The organism is Cellulomonas sp. (genome assembly GCF_036279715.1).
Classification (GTDB): Bacteria; Actinomycetota; Actinomycetes; order Actinomycetales; family Cellulomonadaceae; genus Cellulomonas_A.
The window spans coordinates 1-8948 of record NZ_DASUIR010000014.1 but is presented as its reverse complement, the minus strand read 5'-3'; the positions used below and the strand labels follow the sequence as shown (position 1 = coordinate 8948).

The window sequence follows — 8948 nt, the reverse complement described above, 5'->3', positions numbered from 1 at the left end:
GCCGAGGTCGTGCCCGGGGCGCTCGTCAACGCCGAGACGCTCGTCGAGCTGGAGCGTCAGGTGGACGGCGGCGGGGTCTACCGGCTGACGCCCCGTACGGGCCGGACGCATCAGCTGCGCCTCCACCTGCTGGGGCTGGGCATCCCCATCGTCGACGACCCGCTGTACCCCGTCGTGCAGGACGTCCCGGTCGACGACTTCCGTCGACCCCTCCAGCTCCTCGCGGCCGAGATCGCGTTCATAGACCCCGTCGACGGGCAGCCCCGGCAGTTCCGCAGCGTTCGCTCGCTGCCGCTCACCGCGGAGGAATGAGCCGGGAGATGCCGTCAATCCCGGTCATCAGGCCGCCCGTCCTACTGGTCACGATGTCGTCCTGAGGGGTGGTCGGCCCGGCCAGGTCCGGCGTCGCTCCGACGATGTGCCGCACGCGGCCCTTCAGTACTCGACGCGTTCCGCGAATGCGAGCCATGCCTCGATGGGGGCCTCCGCGCCTGCGATCCTGCGCTCGACGACGGGCATCGGCCAGGCGGCACGATCCCGACGCAGCAGGTCGTAGAAGGCCCTGTCGTCGAAACCGGCCCGCGCGGCATCGTCGCGGTTCGCCGCGTAGACCACTCTGTCGAGCCGCGCCCACAGCGCAGCCGTCAGGCACAACGGGCAGGGCTCGCACGAGCTGTAGAGACGGGCCCCCACGAGCGAGAAGTCCCCGAGCCGTGCGCACGCGTCGCGGATCGCCGTCACCTCGGCGTGGGCGGTCGGGTCGTTGTCGCGGGTCACGCGGTTCTGGCCGGTGCCGACGACGACACCGCCGCGCACGACGACTGCTCCGAACGGACCGCCCCCGTCCGCCACGTTCTGGAGCGCGAGCCTGACGGCCCGGACCAGCCACTGGTCTTCCTCAGGCGGCGCAGCCGTGGGATCGACCTGTGCCATGGACGACGTCATCGAGATCACCGCCTCCTCCCGTTCTCGTGCGCTGGACGGCTCGCGGGAACCTCCTTGGCACGTCAGTCGGTCACGGTGTCAGCGTGCCGATGGGCGACCTTCCACTCACCGCCCTCACGGCGGTACACCTGGGTGGCCCGCAAGCTGTAGCTGCGAGGTTCGCCGTCGATGGAGGTCGACGTGCGCTCCATACCAGCGGGATGGTCACGGGCTCCGTGCTGGACCAGATTGCGCGGCGTGGGCCCGCGTCGCCGTTGTGGAGGGCGACCTCCGCGTCGTGCCGCGCGGACTTGACCCACGCAAGAAAGGCGTCGCGGTCGGTCATGTGCTCAGCATGCTCCAGGCCCGCGCGGGCTGCACGCCGCTCGCGCAGATGAGCGCACGGGTGGTTCTGGTGCTCGCAGGGCTGCTGCAGCAGGCACGATGGGCTGGAGGAACGACCCGTCGTCGGGCGGCATGACGGCGATGCGAGCCCGCCGCGGTCCGGGACGAACGAGGAGACGACACCGATGGCTGAGCAGTCCAGCGCCCGCACGCCCGTCACCTACGACAACTGCACCCATGTCGAGGGCCCGTTCTACCACGGCACGAAGTCCGCGCTCGAGGTCGGCGCCGACCTCGTTCCCGGCTACGGCTCGAACTTCCAGCAGGGCCGGGTGTCGAACAACATCTACTTCACCGCGCTCGTGGAGACAGCCGCCTGGGGAGCCGAGCTGGCTGCCGCTCTGGCCAGCAGTGGGGAACCGGGGCGCATCTACGTCGTCGAGCCGATGGGCCCGTTCGAGGACGACCCCAACGTGACCGACAAGCGCTTCCCAGGCAACCCCACGCGGTCCTACCGCACCCGCCACCCGCTGCGCGTCGTCGCCGAGCTGGAGGTCTGGGAAGGTCACGCTCCCCAGGTGCTGAAGACCATGCTGGACAACCTGGCCCAGCTTCGCGAGCAGGGCCTCGACGTCATCGAGGACTAGCCCGGATCGCACAGGCCGACGCGCTCGAATGCGACTCCCTCGTGGTCGTCGTCGGCAACCGTCGCAGTCGGAGCATCGTGCGGGCGCGCGCGGACAGGATCTCTCGTCTCTCGTCGACGGGCGACGTGATGCGATCACGCAGCGGTGCGGGAACGTGACGGCTCGGTCGACGGTCCGCACCCAGAGCGTGAGCCGGTCGGCGAACGTGCGATCCGCCCCGACACGGTGAAGCTCAGCTCTCGCAGCACGTCGTCCATGGGACATCTCAACCTGCCCACGGTCGCCGTCGAGCGCGGACTGCGACGTCGCCCGCAAGGCGTGCGGAGCCGCGCTCGCGGTCGGGGTGACGTGCTCGCGTCGTCCTCGTACGGTGGGTGTCGATGGATCTCCCCGTCGCATCTCAGCGCGCGGAGCGCGACGGAGCGCGGGCCCGGCGGACCGAGACGAGAGAAGAGCGATCGATGGCCACGATTGGTGTGTTCCAGAGCGTCACCCTCGACGGCGTGATGCAGGGCCCGGGTCGGCCCGACGAGGACACCCGCGGCGGTTTCACCGCGGGCGGGTGGGGCCAGGGTTACCAGGACGAGGTGTCGATGCAGTTCGCCGCGGAGGGCATGGCGGGCCGAGGGGCCTTGCTGTTCGGCCACCGCACCTACGACGACGTGCTCGGGTATTGGACGAGCGCCCCGCAGCCGAACCCGTTCACCGACGTGCTGACCGGGTCCCCGAAGTACGTGGTGTCCCGCTCGGCCGGCAGCGAGCTCGTCTACCCGAACTCGACGCTGGTTGCGGGGGAGGGGACCACGACGGTCGCGGCGCTGCGCGAGCAGGTCGACGGTGCGCTCACGATCCTGGGCTCGGGCGAGCTCGTGCGCTCGTTGCATGCGGCCGGGCTCATCGACCAGTACATCCTGCAGATCTACCCGATCGTGCTCGGCTCGGGCACCCGGCTCTTCGCTGACGGCGCGCGCGTCGACCTCACGCTCGAGCGCTCACTCACGACGACGACCGGCGTGATCATCGCGCAGTACGCCGTCGCCCGGTAGCCGTCAGCCGCTCGTCGGCGGCTGGCAGCTCGACACCCACACCGCGGGGTCGATCAGAGTGCGCGTCCAGAGGTCGGCGAGGTGGGACCCGAGCCGTGCGGGGCTGAAGCCCCGGCGGGTCAGGAGCGAGAAGTACTCGGCGCTGTTCGTCGACCAGACGAGATCGGCGACCTGCTGGTCGTCGAGGTCTGCGCGGAGCTCGCCGGTCGCCCGCAGGTCCTGCGCGAACAGCAGCATGTTGCCCGCTCGCCGTTCCTCGAGGCGTCTCAGGGTGTCGGCGCAGTCCGGGTCCTTGCGGCCCGCGTCACGCAGGGCCTCCTGGAGCGGGGCGACGACCGGGAGCACGTGGGTCAGGGCGCTGGAGTAGATGGCGATCTTCTCCCGTGCCCCCGACGCCGCCCGGATGCGCTGGACGTACCCGCGCTGCTCGGCCGGAAGGGGTTGGTCGGCGTCGCCCAGCACCATGTCGATCACCGCAAGGACCAGCGCGGGCTTGCGTCCGACGCTCGAGTAGACGGTGTCGACCGCCACGCCGGCCCGCTCGGCGATCCGGCTGATCGGGCAGTCGTAGCCCTCGGAGGTGAAGAGCTCACGAGCCGCGATCAGGACCGCGCCGCGGGTTGCGGACGCCTGGGCGGCACGGACCTCGGAGCGGTAGCTGCGCCTCTTGACTGTCGATGTCACGGGTCTATCCTACTTTCATCCGAACCCACTTCGGACAAATATCCGAGGAGAAGTCATGGTCACCGAGCGGATCGACACCGTCGTCATCGGAGCCGGGCAGGCAGGCCTCGCTGCCGGCTTCTACCTTGCCCAGCAGGGGCGCCCGTTCGTCATCCTGGAGGCGCACGAGCGCGTCGGGGACTCGTGGCGCCAGCGGTGGGACTCCCTGCGTCTGTTCACCCCGGCGCGGTACGACGCGCTGCCCGGCAGCCGCTACCCCGGCTCGGCGTGGGCGTTCCCGACGCGCGAGGAGTTCGCCGACTACCTCGAGCGCTATGCGGTCGAGCGTGGCCTTCCGGTCCGCGCGAGGACGACCGTGCGGCGCCTCGCACGAGACGGTGCGGGCTACGTCGTCGAGACCGACGGGGGCGGGCTGCTCGCGGACCACGTCGTCGTGGCGGCCGGCTTCGACCGGCTGGCCCAGGCGCCGGCCTTCAGGTCCGAGCTCGCACCGACCATCACGCAGCTGCACTCGTCGGAGTACCGCAACCCCGCGCAGAGCCCCGACGGCGACGTCCTCGTGGTCGGGGCGGGCAACTCCGGTGCCGACATCGCCCTGGAGCTGTCCCGCACCCACCAGGTCCACCTCGCGGGCCGGCACCCAGGTCAGGTGCCGTTCAGGATCGAGCGCCCGTCCTCTCGGATCGCGAGCCTGCTGGTCTTCGCCGCCTTCGCCCACGTGCTCACGACGAGCACCCCGATCGGTCGGCGTGCGCGGGCAGGGGTCCTCGCCCACAGCGGGCCGCTCATCCGGGTCAAGACCGCCGACCTGGCAGCCGCCGGCGTCCACCGGGTCCCGCGGGTCGTCGGGGTCACCGACGGGCTGCCCGTCGTCGAGGGCGGCGAGTCGCTGACGGTCGGAAGCGTGGTCTGGTGCACGGGGTACCGGCCCGACACCTCGTGGATCGACCTTCCCGTCGTCGGCCCGGACGGTCTGCCCGTCCATGAGCGCGGCGTGTGCCCGTCGCAGCTGGGCCTGTACTTCCTCGGCCAGCTGTTCCAGTACTCCCTGGCCTCCTCGATGATCCACGGCGTCGGTCGCGACGCGAAGTACGTCGCGGACCACCTTGAGCGCCTCGGCCCGGTCCCTCGATCCGATCAGGATCCGAGAAGCGTCGCGCGGGGGTCGGTCCTAGCCTTGCGACGTCAGGCTGGCACGACGCCGAGCCGGTGAGCGTCACAGAGGAGTCAGCGAATGCCCACGACGGATGCCACGACCGAGTCCGGCGGTTTCAGCGCTGAGGAGCGTGCAGCGATGAAGGAGCGCGCAGCCGAGCTGCGTGCCGAAGGCAAGAAGGGCGCCAAGGCGGCCGACGGCCTGCAGGACGTGCTGGCCAGCATCGAGAAGATGGCGCCGGGGGACCGGGCGCTCGCCGAGCGCGTGCACGTGACGGTGACGGCGGCCGCCCCCCAGCTGTCGCCGAAGACCTGGTACGGGATGCCCGCCTACGCGGATGCGGACGGCAAGGTCGTCGTCTTCTTCCAGGACTCGGGCAAGTTCAAGTACCGGTACTCGACCCTGGGCTTCCAGGACGTGGCCAACCTCGACGACGGCGACATGTGGCCGGCCTCGTATGCGCTCCTCCGGTGGAGCCCCGCGGTGGAGCAGCGGGTCGCCGAGCTGGTGCGGGCCGCGGTCTCCTGACCGTTGCAGCGGAGCCGCCCGCGGGGAGCTGACGCCCGGGGACCTTCGCCCCTTCCGTCCCGTCCTGTGCGGTGCCGACAGTGGTCGTGGAGGTGGCTGCCATGGCACCCGTCGGGATGGCTCCTCAAGCGCGTGCGGCCGATCAGGCCGGGCGCTCACGCGCGGCATGGGCGGACCAGCTCAAGGCCGTCCTCGTCGTCGGCGTGATCGTCGCGCACGTGACCATCGCCTGGACCGGTGTGGGCAGCTGGGTCTTCACCGAGGGACCGGTCCGTGAGCCGCTCTTCAGCCTGCTCGTCCTCGCCTCCAGCGCCTCCCTGTTCGGCCTCGCGGTGTTCTTCATGATCGCCGGCATGTTCACGCCGCGGTCCCTCGAACGCAAGGGCCTGCGCAAGTTCTTGGTCGACCGCGCCGTCCGGCTCGGCGTGCCGATGCTGTTCTTCATCGTCGTCCTGGCGCCATTCGTGGAGTGGGCCGACCCGGATCGCGCCGGCTGGGACCGTGGGTTCGCGGCGTACACGGTCGAGCGGATCTGGTGGTCCTGGCCGACCCCACCGGCGTGGGGACCCACCTGGTTCCTCGCCGTGCTGCTGCTGTTCTCGGTCGTCCATGCGGTCGCTCGCCAGCTCGTCCCGCGTCGCGACGTTCGGACGCCGATGCGTCGCCGGCAGCTCGTCGGGGCCGCGGTCGCCGTCGCCCTCGTGAACTTGCTCGTGCGGTTCGAGGTCCCGGTCGGTGCGGAGGTCGGCAGGCTGGCCCTGGGTCAGGCCCCGGCGTGGGTCACCGGCTTCGCCCTCGGGGTCGTCGGTGCGGAGCGCGGCTGGTTCGATCCGATCCCGCCGGAGATCGCACGGTGGGCGCGACTCGTCGGGACCGCCTCGATGGTCAGCGCCGCACTCGTCGTCGGGACCGCCGGGGTGCTCGGCGCCGACCTGGAGGCATTCGCCGGCAACGGGACCTGGCAGTCGCTCGTCCTCGCTGCGATCGAGGGCGCGCTCGTCGTCTCGATGCCGCTGTGGCTCGTGGGCGTGTTCCGTCGACTGTTCGACCACCAGGGCCGACTGGCTCGGGAGGCCAGCCGGGCCGCGTTCGGCGCCTTCGTCGTCCACCAGATCGTCCTCGTCGGGCTGGTGCTCGCCAGTCACGCCGTGGTGTGGCCGCCGGAGGTCGAGTGGCTGGTGGTTGCCGTCCTCGGGGTGCTGGTGTCCTTCGGCGTGGGCGCGCTCGTCACGCGCATCCCGGGGGTCCGACGATTCGTCTAGTCGCGCACCAGGTCACCCGGCGTCGGCCAGGACCTCGCGGAGCCGCGCAGCGAAAGCCTCGGGCTGACCCGGTCGGCCGAACTCCGGACCCAGGAAGCCTCCGTGGTTGCTCGGGAACACCGTGAGCTCCTGTCCCGTCGCGGCGGCGATCGCGGCGGAGGCGCGCCAGGTGAGCAGACCCTGGCTCTCGATGCCTGCCGCGATCACGATCCGGGTCGACGCGGCGGTCAGCGCGGCAAAGTCAGGTCGGTAGGCGGTCACGGGCGCCGACGCCCCCGACAGCAGCGGGTCGTCCCTCGCACCGTCGTCGTCCGTGGGCAGGCCGAAGACCGCGGGGTCGGGGGCCTGGCTCGCGAACGCGTCGGTGAACTCGCCCTGCCACGACGACAGGGCGATGAACGCCGCCATGCCCGCACCCCATCCGCGCTCGTCGTAGGCGTCCTTGACCCGGTGCTCCGCAGCGAAGGCCTGCTCCGCGTCGGGCAGGACGCCGATCACGGGAGGCTCGTGCGCGACGAGGGTGCGCACGTCGTCGGGATGCGCAGTCACGAGCGCCAGCGAGGTCACGGCGCCGCCGCTGCTCCCGAACAGGTCGACCGGTCCGGCGCCGAGCGCGGCGATGAGCAGGTGGACGTCCGCCGCCTGCTGGTCCGGCCGGTTCTCCGTGCCGTCGCTGCGGGTGCTGCGGCCGAGGCCCCGCGGGTCGTACGTCACGACGGTGCGGTCCGGGAAGTAGGACGCGAGGGTCGCGAAGCCGCTCGCATCCATCGGCTGACCGATGAGGAGGAGAGGCGGGGCCCCGTCGGCGGGCGGCAGCGGGCCGCGCACGTCGTAGGTCAGCGTGGCGTCCGGCACCTCGAGCGTTCGGGTGGCGAGCGTCGGCGTCATGGCGCTACTCCTGTCTGTCGTCGATCTGCTTGCGCACGAGCGCGACGACCCTGCCGACGTTGACGGTCCAGCCGACGCCGAACGGCTGCGGTGTGATGAGGTGCTCGTCGTCCGGCGCCCAGAGCCGTTCCTTGAACCGGGCGACCGTCGGAGCACGGAAGTCGTACGGCACGAATCCGGCGACGGTGCCGTGCCACTCGCGTTCCGCCTGCGGGGTACGGAGCTCTTTCACGACGGCGGCGGCGGCCAGTCCGATCGTCGCCAGCCGGACCAGGTTCGGCTTCCTCTGCTGCCGTGCGTCGTGCTCGTGATGCGATCCCATCTCGGCCTCCCGACGTGTGACGTGGCCTCTCATGATCCACCCGGCAGGCGTCCCGCGTCAGGGGCTTGACGAACGAGCCTGGACCGACCGTGAGCACGGATGCGGCGGGCGACGACCCGTCCCGCTACGTCGTCCCAGGCCGCCCGAAGTCGACCTCGGCGGTCTCGGCGGTGCCCGCCGTTCGCCCGGGCGCCGTGTGAGACGCCCAGTACAGGTTGGTGTGCGCGATGACCTTGTCGGGTGGTGGAGCACCCCATGCGCTGTGGTCCTCCGTCGTGTGCGCATCACTGACGAGGACGGCGTCGTACCCCCGCACGACTGCCCCGTGGAGCGTCGAGCGGATGCACTCGTCGGTCTGGGCGCCTGCGACGACGAGCCGCCCGACGCCCAGGCCAGACAGCACGGACTCCAGCGTGGTCTCCTCGAACGAGTCGGGGTAGCCCTTCTCGACGAGCGGCTCGCCGTCGCCCGGAGCCAGCTCGGGGACGATCTGCCAGTCGTCGCTGCCGCGAACGAGCTGCTCGTCCGCGTGCTGCACCCAGACGACGGGCACGTGCTCCAGCCGAGCCCTGTCCACCAGCTCGTGGATGTGGGCGACGACGGTGTCGCGGTCGTGGGTGCCGACGACGACACCGTTCTGCACGTCGACCACCACGAGGGCGGTCCGTGGCCGGTTCTTCAGAGTGGTCATGGTCGCCCCTTGCTCACGCTGGTCCCGTGATAGCCCACGGTAGGCGTGCGGCGCCTAGGACGGCAGTGCCTGCGGGCGGGCCGACCCTGTCGGGTCACCGAGGACGGCACGGCACGTGCACGAGAGTCCGGGGCTCGGCGGCCTCCGGCGCGTCGAGGTATGACTCCCACGGCGGGCCCGTGGCCTCCCAGCCGTTGTCGGCGAGCCACGACTCCGCAGCGCGATAGGCCGCCGGGACCTCGCTGTACGGACCGTGGTGCAGCACCTGGATCGCGGTGCCGACCGGCAGCGACGACGGGACGACCCGGCCGGCCGGCTCGACCGGTGCGCTGGTCGGGAAGCCGGCCTCGACCTGCAGGCCGTCAGGACCCGGGACGTAGCAGCCGAACGGCATCCCGTCGGGCCGCAGACCCTGGGAGCCGATGACCTGCATGACCTCTCCGAACGCCCCGCCG

11 protein-coding genes and 1 pseudogene are annotated in these 8948 nt (G+C 71.3%); 6 read left to right on the top strand and 6 right to left on the bottom strand.

The genetic code is table 11. From position 1 onward, the window contains the following. A pseudogene (locus tag VFW79_RS01425) lies at nt 1–312 on the top strand (pseudouridylate synthase); the annotation flags it as partial. A gap of 123 nt (nt 313–435) precedes the next feature. Here VFW79_RS01425 and VFW79_RS01420 read toward each other — a convergent pair. Next, entirely contained in the window at nt 436–945 is a 510-nt protein-coding gene (locus VFW79_RS01420) for a nucleoside deaminase (protein WP_329675538.1), read from the bottom strand. A gap of 509 nt (nt 946–1454) precedes the next feature. On the opposite strand from VFW79_RS01420, the gene arr reads away from it, so the two are divergent. Then, nucleotides 1455–1916: an NAD(+)--rifampin ADP-ribosyltransferase gene (arr, locus tag VFW79_RS01415; RefSeq protein ID WP_329675537.1), complete on the top strand. Its 462-nt coding sequence runs from the start codon at nt 1455–1457 to the stop codon at nt 1914–1916. A 461-nt stretch (nt 1917–2377) separates the two neighbouring features. Then, the gene (locus VFW79_RS01410; RefSeq protein WP_329675536.1) at nt 2378–2962 is read left to right on the top strand and encodes a dihydrofolate reductase family protein; all 585 of its coding nucleotides are present in this window, start codon (nt 2378–2380) and stop codon (nt 2960–2962) included. A 3-nt stretch (nt 2963–2965) separates the two neighbouring features. Here VFW79_RS01410 and VFW79_RS01405 read toward each other — a convergent pair whose 3' ends face one another. After that, the gene (locus tag VFW79_RS01405; RefSeq protein WP_329675535.1) at nt 2966–3646 is read right to left on the bottom strand and encodes a TetR/AcrR family transcriptional regulator; all 681 of its coding nucleotides are present in this window, start codon (nt 3644–3646) and stop codon (nt 2966–2968) included. Between the two features lie 55 nt (nt 3647–3701). Here VFW79_RS01405 and VFW79_RS01400 point away from each other — a divergent pair, with 55 nt between their 5' ends. The 3 genes from VFW79_RS01400 (at nt 3702) to VFW79_RS01390 (ending at nt 6592) form a co-directional block, all read left to right on the top strand. Next, nucleotides 3702–4859, top strand: coding sequence for an NAD(P)/FAD-dependent oxidoreductase (locus tag VFW79_RS01400; RefSeq protein WP_329675534.1), 1158 nt, complete (start codon nt 3702–3704; stop codon nt 4857–4859). Nucleotides 4860–4880: 21 nt separating this feature from the next. Next, nucleotides 4881–5330 carry a hypothetical protein gene (locus VFW79_RS01395; protein ID WP_329675533.1) on the top strand — a complete coding sequence of 150 codons (450 nt, stop codon included), beginning with the start codon at nt 4881–4883 and terminating at the stop codon, nt 5328–5330. 101 nt (nt 5331–5431) lie between these two features. After that, nucleotides 5432–6592 carry an acyltransferase gene (locus VFW79_RS01390; protein ID WP_329675532.1) on the top strand — a complete coding sequence of 387 codons (1161 nt, stop codon included), beginning with the start codon at nt 5432–5434 and terminating at the stop codon, nt 6590–6592. A gap of 12 nt (nt 6593–6604) precedes the next feature. Here the strand turns inward: VFW79_RS01390 and VFW79_RS01385 are convergent, their stop codons facing one another. The 4 genes from VFW79_RS01385 to VFW79_RS01370 all read right to left on the bottom strand — a co-directional run. Next, nucleotides 6605–7480, bottom strand: a complete 876-nt coding sequence (locus tag VFW79_RS01385) for an alpha/beta hydrolase (protein WP_329675531.1) — start codon at nt 7478–7480, stop codon at nt 6605–6607. 4 nt (nt 7481–7484) lie between these two features. Next, nucleotides 7485–7802, bottom strand: a complete 318-nt coding sequence (locus VFW79_RS01380) for a DUF5808 domain-containing protein (RefSeq protein WP_329675530.1) — start codon at nt 7800–7802, stop codon at nt 7485–7487. A gap of 124 nt (nt 7803–7926) precedes the next feature. Continuing rightward, nucleotides 7927–8493 (bottom strand): isochorismatase family protein, encoded by a 567-nt coding sequence (locus VFW79_RS01375; RefSeq protein WP_329675529.1) that lies wholly within the window; start codon nt 8491–8493, stop codon nt 7927–7929. A gap of 94 nt (nt 8494–8587) precedes the next feature. Continuing rightward, nucleotides 8588–8948, bottom strand: a 361-nt coding sequence (locus VFW79_RS01370) for a GyrI-like domain-containing protein (protein ID WP_329675528.1), incomplete at its 5' end; no start/stop codon positions are given.